Source organism: Cylindrospermopsis raciborskii Cr2010 (assembly GCF_003367075.2).
Classification (GTDB): domain Bacteria; phylum Cyanobacteriota; class Cyanobacteriia; order Cyanobacteriales; family Nostocaceae; genus Raphidiopsis; species Raphidiopsis raciborskii.
On record NZ_CP065936.1, the window covers coordinates 2055376 to 2071970 of the forward strand.

3 protein-coding genes, 1 other RNA gene and 7 pseudogenes are annotated in these 16595 nt (G+C 37.6%); 7 read left to right on the forward strand and 4 right to left on the reverse strand.

Going from position 1 to position 16595, the window contains the following annotated elements:
* The first annotated feature begins 6 nt into the window (after positions 1-6).
* Positions 7-978 (forward strand): SPFH domain-containing protein, encoded by a 972-nt coding sequence (locus C6N34_RS09365; protein ID WP_115539075.1) that lies wholly within the window; start codon positions 7-9, stop codon positions 976-978.
* A 17-nt stretch (positions 979-995) separates the two neighbouring features.
* Here the strand turns inward: C6N34_RS09365 and C6N34_RS09370 are convergent.
* Positions 996-1340, reverse strand: a pseudogene (locus tag C6N34_RS09370) (Fur family transcriptional regulator).
* A gap of 183 nt (positions 1341-1523) precedes the next feature.
* Between C6N34_RS09370 and purS the strand changes: the two are divergent.
* From purS to ssrA, 5 genes and pseudogenes are all read left to right on the forward strand, one after another.
* A pseudogene (gene purS / locus C6N34_RS09375) lies at positions 1524-1731 on the forward strand (phosphoribosylformylglycinamidine synthase subunit PurS).
* Between the two features lie 155 nt (positions 1732-1886).
* Positions 1887-2531 (forward strand): annotated as a pseudogene (locus tag C6N34_RS17080) (phosphoribosylformylglycinamidine synthase subunit PurQ).
* A 3797-nt stretch (positions 2532-6328) separates the two neighbouring features.
* The gene (locus C6N34_RS09390; protein WP_236106959.1) at positions 6329-6487 is read left to right on the forward strand and encodes a hypothetical protein; all 159 of its coding nucleotides are present in this window, start codon (positions 6329-6331) and stop codon (positions 6485-6487) included.
* 1851 nt (positions 6488-8338) lie between these two features.
* Positions 8339-8605, forward strand: coding sequence for a hypothetical protein (locus C6N34_RS09395; protein WP_236106961.1), 267 nt, complete (start codon positions 8339-8341; stop codon positions 8603-8605).
* A 708-nt stretch (positions 8606-9313) separates the two neighbouring features.
* Positions 9314-9686: a transfer-messenger RNA gene (gene ssrA / locus C6N34_RS09400) on the forward strand.
* A 66-nt stretch (positions 9687-9752) separates the two neighbouring features.
* Here ssrA and C6N34_RS17215 read toward each other — a convergent pair.
* Positions 9753-11848: pseudogene (locus C6N34_RS17215) on the reverse strand (ornithine cyclodeaminase, nickel-pincer nucleotide-dependent).
* 377 nt (positions 11849-12225) lie between these two features.
* Between C6N34_RS17215 and metK the strand changes: the two are divergent.
* Positions 12226-13474 (forward strand): annotated as a pseudogene (gene metK, locus C6N34_RS09410) (methionine adenosyltransferase).
* A gap of 47 nt (positions 13475-13521) precedes the next feature.
* Here metK and C6N34_RS17220 read toward each other — a convergent pair.
* Both C6N34_RS17220 and C6N34_RS17225 read right to left on the reverse strand, forming a co-directional pair.
* Positions 13522-13984: pseudogene (locus tag C6N34_RS17220) on the reverse strand (pentapeptide repeat-containing protein).
* Between the two features lie 261 nt (positions 13985-14245).
* Positions 14246-15772 (reverse strand): annotated as a pseudogene (locus C6N34_RS17225) (Hsp70 family protein).
* Positions 15773-16595 lie beyond the last annotated feature (823 nt).

Below are 16595 nucleotides of genomic sequence, written 5' to 3' on the forward strand. Positions count from 1 at the left end.
AGAAAAATGGAGCAGTTTTTATTATTACTGGGATTGGTTTTTGGTGCTGGTGCTGTGATGAAGTGTGTTAGAGTGATAAACCAGGGTGATGAAGCTTTAGTAGAAACTCTAGGAAGTTATAAGAGGAAATTGGAGCCTGGACTAAACTTGATTAATCCTTTGTTGGATAACGTAGTTTATAAGCAAACTATTCGAGAGAAAGTTTTAGATATTCCTCCTCAGCAGTGTATTACCCGTGACAATGTTTCTATTACTGTTGATGCTGTGGTGTATTGGCGAATAGTTGATATGGAAAAAGCCTACTATAAGGTAGAGAACCTACAGTCAGCTATGGTGAATCTGGTACTGACTCAAATTCGTGCTGAAATGGGACAGCTGGAATTAGATCAGACCTTCACAGCAAGAACTCAAATTAACGAGATTCTGTTGAGGGATTTAGATATTGCTACTGACCCTTGGGGAGTGAAGGTAACAAGGGTGGAATTAAGGGATATTATCCCATCCAAAGCTGTGCAAGAATCAATGGAATTACAAATGTCCGCAGAAAGAAAGAAACGAGCAGCCATTTTGACATCGGAGGGAGACCGAGAATCAGCGGTTAACAGTGCTAGGGGTAAAGCAGATGCTCAGATATTAGATGCGGAAGCACGACAAAAGGCTGTAATATTGCAGGCAGAAGCAGAACAAAAGGCGATTGTTTTAAGAGCGCAAGCGGAAAGACAACAACAGGTGTTAAAAGCACAAGCAATTGCAGAATCAGCTGAAATTATTGCCCAGAGAATGCAAGCTAATCCAGAAGCCCATAAAGCTTTAGAGGTTTTATTCGCCTTGGGTTATTTGGATATGGGGGTGAGCATTGGTAAAAGCAATAGCAGTAAGGTGATGTTTATGGATCCCCGAACTATTCCTGCAACTTTGGAGGGAATTCGGTCAATTGTTGGTGATGTGAACGATGTAGGAGATTCGAACAAGTTATAAAACTTTTGTTTGTTGTTTTATATTTCTTGACACTTATTGCACAAACCAAAAAACTCTAAGGTATGATAAAAAACCTTAAAGTTGGCGGACTGACTTAAAATCGCTTAACGTATTTGACAACTGATGAACAGGGATAGGAAAATACCACATTGTAAGCAAGTTAGATGATGCTTGGTCTTGTTGAGCTAAGCTATAAAGAGACTCACCATTTGATGTTGCCCTGACTTAAATTTCTTCTAGTTTCAGAAATTCCAAAGCGCGGTAAACTGTGGCTAAACCTATACTTTGATTCTGATTGTGTAATTTATGTACATGTCTTGGGCTGAAATACCTTGTTTAATGCTTCCCAGTAGGGTTAATATATGCGATCTTGACTATGGCATGGATAGCTTTCATAGTAGTTTTAGACTTTAGATTAAAACTTACGCCTATGAGATAAATTTCACCTTGTATTTACCGAGGGGCTAATTTTTCTTGAAATAGAACCTAAAAAGGTATAGGATAACCATTTACACCATTTAGCTAAATTTTAATGCAAGAAGTATATCGCCAAAATTTTCGTTACCCTTCGTCCTTCAGTTCTGATCCTGCTGGGGTAGCTGTACAAATCTGGGCTTTAGGGGCAGTTAGGATATGAAAATGTAGAACAAGTGCGTATTGGTAAGTATATAGAACTTACTCTAGTTTGCCCAGATGAGGCTAAAGCTCGTAACAGCTTGCTAGAACAATATGTGCGAGCAAATGTTGGTATAATACAGTGATAGAAACTATCGCTTTGAATTGATTGAAGTAGAATCCCAAACCGTGTTTTCTAATTAGTAGATAATAGGTGGCGTTTAATAATAGCTATAGCCACCTATTGTAAACGGTCATTAACTTAGTTGAATTTTTATAAGGGTTGGTATGAAATTCTAAGGTGTTTTAGTTTTCCAGGGTCGAACTGCGATCGCGATGCAGCACGTTACCAGAGATATACTGGGACATACCACCCGCATGGTTTGGGCATCAGATCGAGATATCAGCGATATAGACGAATTATTATTCTGGTGGGCTTCTAGTTACGGGATTATTTATATAGGCGATCGCCCGGTTTTCTCCGGTGATGCAGGAAGTGGTAAACCATGCCAAAAAAGGTAAATTTGTCATCGGTATTTGTAATGGTTTTCAGGTATTAACTGAAGCCAACTTACTACTGGTGGGCTTTAAATCCAGAAAATGAGAACCTACATTTTACTATGATCGCATTTCTGCAAAGTGAGCGTAACAACTCACCTTGGACTCAGTGGATATGGGGATAAAGAAGTGATCACTCCTACCAATTGCCCATGGGGAGAAGATTTTATGCACCAAGACACTTTTAGCAGCGATAGAAGATAATCAACAAGTATTGTTTAGGTGATGGAGAGAATCCTAATGGTTCGCTAAATAATACGTGGGTGCATTTGCAATCGAGAGGGTATTGCATAGGGATGATGCCACACTCCAGAGAGAAGCAGCGGATCGCAATAGGGGGCATAGATGGTTTGCGATTGTTTGAGAGTTTGTCTAGATAGGGCTGTGTACTTTTGAACTCCCTAGCTCTAAAGGATCCCAACCAGCCTAATCTTAGTACAAATACTTGACTAATTGATGTGATGTATAGTAGGATTAACAACAGTAGGAAGAATATAAATACCATAGAAAATGAATAAAATAGTTGTTAGTCCAGACTTGGCATACCTAGATTACTCTGGACCTGCTGAATAAAATCCCAAATTTTAAAACAAAAGTCACTATTCAGTATTTCACCAGAGATGGCTAGAGATTGAGTATGGACATAGAAGAAGCGAAGCATCGAGGATGAGATTGAATCCATCTAATCCATTAGTAACGATCGGTCAGCACGTGCAGCTACTTTAAATTTTAGTCCTAATACTCACTGACTCATTTAGGAAGCAAATCTTTAGAAAATTACATTGAGATACAAGATAAATTGACCCTAGCCATGCAAAAAAAATGGGGAGTACCATGACAGAGTTGAATTTATCAGAACTTAACATCAGACATTAATGAATCTCCAAGGAAACTATAGGGAAGATAATAAACTAGATTATTAGATTTGACCTATCCATTTCCAGAAGAAACCAATCTAAAACAAAGACTGACAGTCAGACAAAATGATAATAGCAAAAAAATCAACAACTACTAAAAATACAAGGCCGTGACCCGCGTGGATAAGCCCTGTGATTTTACAACAACCTCATCAAGGGAATCAATAATTATATTAATATAAAATTTGCTGACGTAGATCAGATGATAAATAGATTTAGAATATGCACTTCCAATTTGGAAAAAGCCATAATTCAGACATCTACAAATTGCAAAATCTTCAATCAAGAAACCCTAGGAAAGTTAGAATAAATTTGCTAAACAACATTTAGAATTTCTGTTAGAGCAAGTTGACGGAGGAGAAGGTGTTATATTTATAAGATCTCATTAAAGGACAAAACTATTAGAAGATTATGTATTAACGATTAATTAGTAAAGCAGATGGAGATTATCAACACAGCAGGAGCAACAAAGTAATTACCGAACTATTTTTCTTCGTAGTGAAGTTGCACGATATATTGCCAATCATTCTCAGAACATTAGTGAAGTAGAGAGTCCTAGAAAGCATGCAATAGAATTTACCTTGGAATCAAAATGAAATTGATGGTAAAGCACAAGCCACCAAAAAAATAGTTCTTTTAATATCACTCAGATCTTAAACCAGATGGGGGAAGAACATAAACCGCAATTGCTGAATCATCGAAAAATCGCCTCTATCAGAAAAAAGTTTTGAAAACTGTATTTTTGTACTGTTTTATATTTGAACTAATGAAAGTATGGGAAGTGATTTAGAGTATAATCCATTGAATTTTAGAAAACAAAATATTGCCCACACTAAAAGGAAATGATGATCGTCAAAAAGCGACTATTTAAAAATTGTATTAAGAGGTTTGAGGAATTAAAGATAAAGGAAAAAAATTAATAAGACAAAAAGAACTGATAAAAATATAATTAAACGTAAACCCCATACCCAGTTAGGCATTATCCTCTACATATTTCTGTGAAAGAAAGTATTTTAGAAAATGACCTTGATACCATTATTATTAAAAGAACCACCTTCTTTAAAGAAGTCCTACAAAAACCAAAAGAATGCTTGCAGTATTAACCTAGGGAAGCCACAACCCAAGGCAACTTATTAATTACTTTACCAGCAAATCAGTATTAGCGAAATACATTTTAAAAACAGAAGATCAGCAAAATATTTGATATGAAATATGATCTAGTTCCAGGTATCAAAGTATTACCGGTGTTGTTTTATCAATGAAAGAAGGGCAGAAATTTATCATCAGCATTTAAAGTCTCGTAGATTGTTAATATTTCACATCGTTCGGAAACAGACCAATTAGAAAAACCAATCAAGAATTTATTTATAAAATCACCTATAGCCTACTTACCTATATTTGTCTCTATGTTATTTTAGAGAACCAGTCAAAAATATTTGTTCCCCATAAGAATACACCAAAAAGAAAACAGACAATGCGCCCATAGAAAACTTTATAGTTTGTTTAACTAGTTCTATCTCATTTACTCAATAATGGGTATCGTAGCAACCAGGGAATAGTCATTAACAAATCCCAAACCTCAAAGATAAACTTTAAAATTCCAAATGTTTTGACATCTTTGTATTCCGTACTCTCCCAGAAATATAAATTTCAATTTAAGGAAACCGAAATTTACATTTCAAGAAATTGATAAACCCGCTATTATCATCATTTCTAGTCGTGAAACCGATAGTGTCTGGAGTGGGAAATACAAGTCGTCTAACCTGGTGGGTGAAATTATCATCTTAGAAGTAAGGAAAACAGTCAGGTTTCAACTATTAAAACTTTTTCAGAAAACTATGAAGATCATCAAAAAATGCTTCGAATATCCCACTGTTATAGTAGACAATGGATCAACTTTACAGCAAGGGATACAAGCACTTTATTTATATATCTAAAGTTCCCTACAGCAGTACCTTGCTATACCCAGAAAGAGAAAAAATGAGGAATTATTCTTCATGTCTAAAAATGTAATCAAATCCCTAAAAAAGAAAGAGATAATATCAAAATTTATCCCATGTTTTTGATAAATACTATGGTAAAGCTAGAAAAAATTTCAAGCTTAAGACCTTGGCATATATATTCAAGATACCCTAGAACTTACTAACTTAGCGGAGGATAAGAAATAAAACAAGCTGTGATTTTCTTCAATCATTTAATGGTTCAGCCTTGATAGTATTAACTATCATGTGGCTGGGTCTAGTGACACTGTTAAATATTTATGATGGAATTTTAGATGATGAAGATATCAGAGTGCTACTGATATATAATAATAATTAAGATGAAATTTTACAATGCCTGACATTATTTCATTTTTATCGTTATAAAAACTGGAAATTCCCAGCTACAAAATTAGACTCCTTAAAAAAATTTAATTGGAGACGAATCTGTAACTCAGTGTGCGGTTTTAAAACATATTCGAGAGAAGGTAGATTTTAATTCTCTTTAGCATTCTTAACTTATATTAAATCAATTATCAGTCAGGAAAACTACTCAACAAACTAATGAAAGAAATTTAGAACTTGTTTTCAGAAATGAATAAAAGTCACATAAAACATAATATGATAGAATAAAAATGAATAGCAAAAATAGCTGATGATTTGTAAAGACTGTTTGAGGTTGGTTTTAATGTAGGAATACTTAATTACATTAATCAAAATCAGATTCAAAATAGATTTGGGATCTGTAATAGTCAAGAACTAAAAATCTGATTTTCTAAGATGAGCAGTTAATTGTTAATAAACTAATCAGTGATATAGAGCAAGAAATAGCAAAACATGGTGTTTTTGGAAAAGGTTTTTTCTGGATTAAATTTATTTAGGAATATCTCAAGTCTTGGGATGTGACCATCAATCAAGTTTAAAGAATTTAGAAATTATCTATTATCAATGTCGGTTTAAATAATGATAACAGTCTTGGTACTCATGAAGTTAGTGAAACCCACTGGGTTTACAAACCTGCTCTCTGTGCTACAAAAATTAAACACATGGGAGCAGGATATTAATCAGGATATTAATAAATACAAAAAGAAAGGAGAGTTTCTAATGCTGATACTTTGATGTTATTAAGATATAAAAATAACTATCGTCTTTTATGTCTTGATTTATCAGTATTTTCAATTCATACAGATGAGATGATCAAAAAATAGACTATGTAGAAATTATTAGAACTTATTGCTGCAAGAGGTCAACTACTTACGTTCAAAAAGTGTATTTTCTAAATTGGTGATTGATACTGAAACCCCAAGTTTAGACTTTGATTCAGACCTGAAAGAATTTTTCACTGCTTTTAAATATCAGTACAAAGAAAGTGCTAAATCAATTCAAGCAGGTAGTTACATTTATAGTTTTTGGGCACTTTTACAAAAGACAAATCCTTAGCTGAAAAAGGGATAATTCCTGACAGAAAAAGATTAGTCTGTAACGCTGTAGAGAAGGATCGCCCAGAACACCAATCATTCCTGGAGAAAATTTTAGAACTATTGGAAACCTGTTATCAAATTTATAGGGAAACATAATAGACAGGAAGAAATGATGGAAGTGCGCCAAAAGAGCTATAACATACGCATGAATGCCCAAAGAAATTTTGCTCGCTGCAAAAAAATGGTTGATCAATTATGGGTATTAGCCCAGATACCATCAATATTTTACCACGTCATACAGAAACGATTACAGGTTTTATAACACCGTTGCTCCTGTACCATCAGAATTGGTATCTAGTTTGGAATTTAACGGAACACCAACTTAGACAAGCACATAATCAGTTAATTAAAAGATATCTTGCTTCAGACAACACCTACTTATTTTCTCATCACAACTTGGATTGGGAAAACCACCAGCCATTGTGATTTTATTATTGAACATAAGATGAAGGTTTTTATTTTTCTATGTTAGTCCTCGCAAACAAGTTAATTTGGATATTATTGGAAAATTTAAGAATCGGGAAGATGGTAACCAGATGATGGAATATTCAAGCATTAACAGCGACACACTTGATTCAAGATAACTCTGCGAACTATCAGTTGCTTATACATCAAATAAATATGAAAAAGACTTTACTTTAGGGATGTATGGCTTAACAGTAAATAACATGGAGAGAATATCCTATAGAAAAATAGATTGGCAAATAACCGATGAGCTACACTTGAAGGATATGGGGACAAAAATAAGGGAGTATTAAATAGTATTTGTCAAGGACTATATCATTCAATTGCTGATCAAAAACATAATCAAATTATTGCTACCTCTTCGTCCAATCTCTCAGAAAGATAGAGCGTGGGGATACCTAAAACACTCAGGGAAAAATCTGAGTGATGCATAAAGCAACACTAAAGAAGATAAAGCCTTAAATTATGAAAAGAATGCGCAATATATCTGGTCGGATTAAACATCTATTTATTATGATAGATGAAATTACATAGAGATGAGGAGGGCAGAATTTTTGCAAGGATTAAAAAATTGTCAAGCATCAATTAAGCGACCAGAATAATGGTTTTAATACTAAAATTATTGTAGCGGATAAGTCAAGAAGTTGATGTTCTATATCTCAACATTTAAAAAAAAGATGGTTCTCTCAACCGAACAAGATTTACTTTTAGACGAGCAGAATCTCACATTCAACCTATCAGTGTAGAATGCTTTGAATTTCATAATAAGAATGCTATTCTTGATTAACACAAATACCTATCCAGCCAAGAGCTTAATCGATCAACTATCAAATTATTGTCGAATCATGACGGTTCAATAATCAATCCAAGTTAAAAACAAATCCGATTTAGAAAAAACAGTCAAGAACAGCTATTTGGAAGATATTCTGAGAATTGTTAACAAAAGACAATGCTGAACAATTCTATAGTTTATATCCAAAATAAGTCCAAATTATCAGAATTGATTGATAAAATTCAGCAGAGCTTGTAAGGAAAATTTCAGACAAAATCAGCATTTTTAGCCATACATGCCAATATATCATCATTAAAGAAGAAGTAAAAATATCAAAAACAGCAAAAGTTATATTTATGACTGCTTCTGGAAGTCGGGATTTGTCCTTCCTAAAGCCACATATATTGGTGAAATTCCTAAGTTTGAAATTGAGAAAATCTCATGGAAATAATTCAGGTAATTTACAGAGGAGAGGAGAAGATGATATTGACAATCAAGATAAGTATATCAATTCTTATTTAGCAGAACGTTCGTTTTATCATGGTGATCAAATGAGATAGCGGTGAGAGAAAATTGCCTCAGTTTATTAAACTACTAATTCTCAAAGCATCCATCATGACCAGAATTCAAGGTTGTGGTTTCCCTCTAGGGAAGAAAAAATTATATTCTGATTCCCATTGGTGGAAAGTCAGTCTTTACAGCGGGAGATTCCTTTTGCTAGTAAAATCATACCGCATCACCCAACTTAAAAGAGAATATAGTTATAACAAAACATACCTGCTATACGATGCCTATATGAAACTAGAATCATTAATGAGTAGAGCTTGTACCATCAGTTAGCAAGAGTGAACAAGAGAGTTATTTAAAAAATTCAGGAAAGCTTAACAGCAAATTACATTCTGCTAAAAACATTAGATCATTATTAGATTTTTACTTCTTAGAATTGGCTTGTATTAGTGGTGATTATTGATTGTTCCTGTTCCCAAATTCGACAGTCCTATTCCATGTTGTTTTAGAAATTCAAAAATATGCTAACCAAGAACTATTAAATAAACTGAAAAATATTAGTTCTAAATCCCAGTTATCCAGAAAATCTCACCTCAGCGGTAAAAGATGGTATAGAATTGGTGGAAAACTAATTAATGCACCTAAAAAAGTCAAAGTATGATCAACATCAGGAAAATCTACAAGCGGATCAAAGCATCATGCTTTTCCTCTGTTTGCGTTTATTAGTGGTGATGATGAAACAATACTTTGAAACTCACCTCAAGAACCGGAGGATATGATTTAAAGATATATTGTCTATGTATATTCGCCTGAAGTCCTGTAACTAATATTTTACCCATAGGACATACTTATAGAGGAATTTCCTTTTATTGTATTCAACAGTTGTAGCTTAGACGAAATGCGATATAAATTGTTTACAGAGAACATCTGTTGAATTCCCCAAGAGTTAAAATGTTTGAGTTTGATTCTCTCTCTCTAAAAATTTGTGCTGGACATTTAGCAAATCTTGTGATATATTATAAAATGTAAGCCTAAACGCATGGGTCCGTCACGGCTTCGACAGGCTAAGGAAAGCTACTCTGTGATTCAGGTCGAGAGTGAGTCTCTCTCGCAAATCAAAGGCCTAAAACAACGTAAATGCGAACAATATCGTAAAATTTGCTCGTAAGGAAGCCCTAGTTGCTGCCTAATAACCTCTTATAGGTCCGAGCGTCTCTGGTGTGACTCGTTATGACTAGAGACCTAACCCTCAACGGATGCTCTAACAAGTGTTCTCTGCTGGCTTGTTGGCTAAGACTTAATCAGAGCATCCTACGTTCGATAATGAACTGATTCCAGCTTTTGAGGGTAAGAAACAACCTGTATATGGGTCAATACTCAATTTGGACAGCAGTTCGACTGCTCTGATCCAATTTAGTTAGTAAATATTGCAGTGACTGGATATTTTTATCCCCAGTCATTTTTATTTCCAAGGTCGGTACTAGCCAATGTTAGATACGCGGATTCTGGTCAGTTTGTTCAACCGCTGGGTATTAACAAACTGAGGAATAAACTCACATCTGTTACTACACCTATAGACTCAACTGAACCAAGTGATCGCTCAACCTTGGTGACTACTGCTGGGTTGATATCCACACACACCATTCTAACTCCCAGAGGGGTCATATTACCCACTCCAACGGAATGGAGCATTGAAGATAACACAAAATCATTTCTGCTCCTGAATGATTTTGGCATATTCCTGCTGAGCTAAGATGAGGTCTACTGGTATCTGGTAAAGGTCCATCATCCCGAATGGATCCAGCTAGGACAAAAGGAATATCATTTTTCACACATTCATACATGACAATTCCCGGTGATGACCCCAGATCTATTGCTCTAGCAATGCTGCTAAAATCGCCGTATGGCATTACCATTTCGCGATGCCCATGACCACCCTGCAATTGCTATACTCGTTTCATGTCTACACCGAGATGTACCCATCATGTTCTGCTCGATGTCGTGAACTGCGATCGATTTCCACCCGCAAGTCCTTGAACATAACCTTCACGAATTAACTACGATGTTCTCCGGCCACCGGTATGAATCACTACCGGTCCTGCAGCAAACCACTACCTTACCACCAGCATCACGAATTTTGCGTAATTCTGCGCTTCACTTGCTCGACCACCAGTTCCACTCGTTTTTCGCTGGAAACACTGGAGGACATAAAATCCAAATTCTTGAGCATTGGTGTTGCTCGCGGATTCGGTTTTCTACGGATGCTGCGAATACTTTCGGAATATCAACTACTACTTGCTCTCCACTTCTCCAGATCCTGCAAAATCTTACATTTGCCACCATTCCATTGGGTGTTTGAGAAATGGCGATCGCCCGTCCAGCGCGTTGATTTTCTACTTTGAACCACAGCCGTCATCCCAATCCTGTGGATAAACGGTGCCGACATAAAAGTCATCAGGGCGACTCCCGCTTGTAAAACGGGTTCTAGCTTAGCGTCTTTTCTATCTTGGGGTAAATCCACCGCACCCAGATCAATCATCAAGTTGGAGAAGATTCTTCCATCACATCATGAGATGGTGCAGAAACCTTGACTTCTGCTGCGGAGGTACTTTGACGCTGCTCTCCCCCACCAAAGTGCTGAGGACTTGGCTTCTCTCTCCCATGTCCACAATTAAATCCAAAGCTCGGTTGATTAATCCTGCATCTAGCAACCTTCCAATCGAATTATTCTACTTTCCACCTGGGTTGTAGCATGTACTCCTTCTTACAGGTTCTGTCACTCAGAGTTGTGACATTTGGATGCACCACCAGCTTTGAGGAACTCAGTTAAAGGAGTGTTTCAATAACTCTTGAAAACCAACTTTCAGCTAACTTTTTAATTTTAGTTCATCGCTGGCTTTGTTCATAATCACGATGTGGATCAATACAATCGCATTACAAGCAAAGTTGACCAACCTTTTCCTCAATAGCAATGTGTTTTTCCAAAGCTACCCGCATTTCAATCACTCGATTAGAGCAGGAATCAAACGCACTGGGGTAGTACAGCAACAGCCATTTGCAAGGGACAAAACAGGTGTCCAGATGGTAGAATCCTATCATCTATCAACCGTAGGGAACCACCTCAATATCTAACCACTTAGCCAAAATAGGGTGGGAATCCAGCTCAGAACGGAAACCATACCCCGCCCATAACCAACGCCCCTTCCGGTCTAACAGTGCATCACCAGCACCTTCAAACGGTAGATCCTGGGCAAACCTGACATTATAACCGTTGTTTTCAAACCATTGTTGAAAGTAGGGCTCTCCCTGACGCTCTTTATGTAGAAAGCGACTGAGAACCACATTCTCGTCTAAAACCAATCCCGCATTCACAAACACCATGTCTGGCCAACCTTCGCTGGTGTGACTAAATCTACACAGCGTGATCTTGATTACTTTATATAATTTATTCCACTGCTCCAATAGCGCGATCAAGGGATGACTTATGGATATTGCCTTCCCCATCCAGGGGTTAATTACGTAGTCCACGTCATGGCCGGGGCGCACATTAAAATCGAATTGGGGAAACCATAAAATTTTACTTTCTTTTCACTAATCTCTGTTCAATACAAGCTTTGACTTGGCTTTCTGTCACATCTGTTACTTAATTACCACCTTTGGAGCAGAAGTCAACTTTCTTAACTGCATAATTAATCCTTTTTTGGATTACCAGGTTAGCATTTAAGTTGTTTTAATTGATTGTGCAATAGGCAAAAACATATTTATAGTATAGACTTTGTTCAAAGAGCTGGATTGAGTTCTCATAATTTTGTTAACATTTTGGGCTGAATAACAAATGCATATTGCCAGTTTGTATAAATATATATCATTTCATAAATTATTCAACTAGAAGACTGGCACACTCCCGAAAGTATCTTAATTTAGTTTAGTGATTCACCCACCAGGAGGAGTTTCTGTCTCGACGCTATTTATTTACCTCCGAGTCTGTTACTGAAGGACACCCAGATAAAATCTTGCATCAAATCTCCGATACAATTCTGGATGCTTTATTAACGGAAGATCCTACTAGTCGGGTGGCAGCAGAGGTAGTTGTTAACCGGGTTAGTGTTAATTACCGGTGAAATTACCACTAAAGCTAACGTCAACTTTCGCATTTAGCCGTAAGAAAATTGCGGAAATCGGCTATACCGATGCGGTCAACGGTTTTTCTGCTAATAGCACCAGTGTACTTTTAGCTATAGATGAACAGCTCACCTGATATTGCCCAAGGTGTAAACACTGCCCATGAAACCCGTACTCAAGATAGTGAAGAACAATTTGATAAGATCGGGGCTGGTGATCATGACTAATGTCTGGTTTTGCATGTAATGAAACACCCGAACTCATATCTTACCTATTAGTTTGGCTCACCGCATTGCTCGTAGATTGGCAGCTGTCGAAAACTGAGATTTGTCATATCTACGTCCCGATGGCAAACCCAGGTTACTGAAGCTTACGAAGATGGTAAACCTGTGGGTATTGATACTATCTGATTTCCACTCAGCATACACCTAATATTGGGGATATTACGGATGAGGCTGGAGTGCAAGCCAAGATTAAGGAAGATTTGTGGGCTTTAGTGGTAGAACCTGTATTTGGTGATATTACTGTCAAGCCAGACCAAACTACTCGGTTTTTGGTTAATCCCCACCGGCAAATTTGTTATTGGTGGACCTCAAGGGATTCTGACTAACAGGAAGAAAAAAATCATTGTTGACACCTATGGTGGTTATTCGCCATGGTGGTGGTGCTTTCCAGTAAGATCCCACTAAGGTAGATCGCTCTGCTGCATACGCAGGCTCGCTACGCAGCAAAACATTAAGGTGGCTGGATTGGCTGAAAATGCGAGGTTCAGTTAAGTTATGCTGCTGGTGTGGCTAGACCTGTGAGTATTTTGCAGATACTTTGGCATAGCAAGGTGGATGATGAAGTTTACTGCAATTAGTCAAAGACAACTTTGAACTGCGTCCTGCAGGAATCATCCACGCCTTTATCTAAGGAATTTACCCAGTGAGAGGGGCGGACGTTTTTATCAGGACGCAGCTTATGGTCACTTGGGACGTCTGATCTGGAATTTTACCATGGAGCGTACTGGATAAGGCAGCCGTTCTTAAGCAAGCAGCCAGTGAGCATGTTAATTCACCTGTTTCTAGCTTGAGGTAAAATCAACTTGCCTCAACTAGTTTAAAGTGTGCTTAACCTAATTATACCTAGTCCCAGTCAGATTCACTGTCCTCTCCACCAACACCAATGGCAGTGCTATAGATTTGGGCGTCAGTAATGGTAAAGGTTATTCATAGATGCTTGATAAACATTAGAATCATTAATCACAGCACCAGGAAATTGGCACCGTTGAGATTGTAAACTGTTTCATGTTTGCTATTGGTAACGAAGGCAGATGTTAAATTGGCACCTGATAAACGGCTCCGTTAGGTCAGCTCCTTCTAAGTTGACACTTGTTAGGTCAGCTCTCGAGATTTGCACCCCGTAGGTCTGCAAATCTTTCAATCAGGTGAGAACCGCTCAGGTTGACCTGAGACAGCTGGCATTTCCTGACACTCTCACTCTCACAGTGGATAAAAGTTTTGCAGATCATGATTGTTGCCAGCATTAACTGAGCTAACAAACAATAGGGGAGCCACCAGGCTATAGTAGCTAAAGTTCACGTTTCATACCCCTTCCTTTATATTTACATCCTCACATTTCTATTGTCTCATGAAATAGAGCAGAAATGATATTTTATATCACCAGTTGGGTGTAATGTTATGGTATTTAGTTATTTAACCTGTAACCCTTTACTCTACAACAGTTTTATCTATCTGGGATCATAATTAATTACATTAAATGCTTGTTAACTTATATGTTAACTAATTTTAAGTTTACTGTCAATTCAGAGAACTGATTTAACCCACCTGAGCTGCGGTCCAGACTCCTTCAAGCAGGCACATTCACATGTCTCCACGTGATTCTTTTAAACCGTTCCGTCAACTTGAAACTTAACTTTAATGCGACGCTCCCTGGAAAACCAAGGTGAGTTGGGCGATTTTCCTGTCACTGTCACGAGGTTTAACTAGTGGTTGGAAGAGTTGACTTGACGAGTAATCAGGCGATCGCCATCAAAATAAACCCTGTACCACCGGTTGTTTCTGCTAGTTCCCATAATTAATTCAATGCTAGGTTGATTTTCCCAGAAGCACGTAAAGCATCAATTCTACTGGTTGGGTCATGGGATAAGATTGTCCAGCTTTTGATGATTGGCTGCCAACTATGACGTTGATTCCGTCTATCTCAATATCGATCCCCATAGCTATGATAGAAAGTCCTTTATTTCTAAACCTGGGTGATTTGTAGTGCCACCCCGGGCGACGCCTCGTAAAGGTTTTTGGCAACGGATTTTTTCTAGTGGAAAATATTGCTGGATCCACTTTTGTATAGCAGGTAATTGTACTGTGCCACCCACCGTGCAAAACTGCGCTATCATCTATTTGCACACCTTGATGACGAGCCTGTTGTAATAAATTCAACATAGTCTCATCCAATCGGCAAAAAACTGATCTTGGAGAATAGTTTCATGTCTGACGAGATTCAACCTTAACTCATAACTGGCAAAATTTTGATCGTCAAAGTAGACCTCTCCAGCTTGATTGTGGGTAGACAATTCAATTTTCAACCTCTCCGCCAATCTAGTAGTAATAGAATTAACTGGCAATCCCTGAGTTGTCACAAAACAATCAACTATCCAATTATCAATATCTGTGCCAACGGTTTTGTCCTCTGATTTGGCCGCACCTTGGCTGTTTTTACCTTTTGTGAGAGTCCAGCCAAAGATTTATTTCCCCATTTTTAATAAAAAAAACCTCACAGGTTTATTATCTACTGGGTCTTTTTATCCAGCTTCACCAAAGATAGATTCAGAGTTCCCGCCAAAATCAATCACTAACAAATTTTCAGTCTTTACACTGTATGCTAAAGCAGCAGCGGTAGGCTCATCCAACATTCTAATTTAGTAACTGGCAAGCTTGAAAACTTTGCCTAGCCAATAACGATAAACTTCAAAACTATCCACTGAACGGTTAATACCAAAGAGTCCAATCCGCCCTCAATAGATACAACTCCCTATTATCCCCTGGAGTAGAAACCATAAAGCTTCCACCTTTTCAAAAGCAATAGTTTCCACTATTTCTGGGTAAGAAACCTGAATATCTGCTCCAACACCCCGTTTAAAAACTGGGTGAAAAAATCTACTATCACCCATGAGATCTAAAACCCGGATCTCGTATCTGCTGACCAATTAACACCTATCTTGATTTGCCGCTTCTATATAAACTAAACTGCATCAAAGGAGGATTCAAACCCTGTCGAGTAGATAACCCTGGCAAACTGGAGGGTTTCTGGTTGCTGGGTCACAGGGTTCCATCGGGTAATTACCGTATTACTCGTACCAAAATCAATTGCGGGTATATACTGAGATTTTTTACTGAAACTGGGGAATTTAACTTCCGTTCCAGTAAGGATTGTTATTATGGTCTGACAGTTTGCTATACAATAGCATAAATTGTCAGCTCACTGGGTCCGCAAATTGCCTCCAGGAATTTAACCCAAATGAGACCTGCCATTTTACAACCGACATTCTTACACTTTCCGGCAATATTTCGTCGACCTATGAACCGGAGATATTCTGGGAGAACTCGGTTATGAGTTCCAACGGTCAACATTATCTCCCCAGTCAGACATTAATCTTGACCGACTGACGACCAAAAACCCGATCCAAGAAAGCCTCCTATATTAGCCTCACCAGCGAAGCTGCTCGCCGTGAACTACCATTGCTCCTTTATTAATAGATGTACTACATTATACTCATGCCCAACTTAGGTAGAATATTCCTAAATGTTAGTGAACACATAGTTGCCTTGATTACTACTTATACTCCGGCAGGTAAACTCCTGATTGTTGAAGCAAAAAATGCAGATCTCACCAGAGGTTTTACTCAACTTGCAGTCGAGCTGATTGCCCTTGATATCTGAGTAATTAGCGAAGAACCCATTCTCCACAGCCGTTTCCACAGGTGACATCTGGCAGTTTGAATTCTGCATCGGGGTAGCGGGCAAATTCAACAAGTATTAAATCTATATCGAGTACCAGATGAGCTGGAAAGCTTAATGCGTATTCTTATAAAAAAATCCTTCAGCCCTATGAATGGGAAAATGGAAACTTCAGCTATATCTTCCTCTGCTCAGGTATTCCCTTTAGTTTACCCGACCTCACACATCCTGATGAATTAATC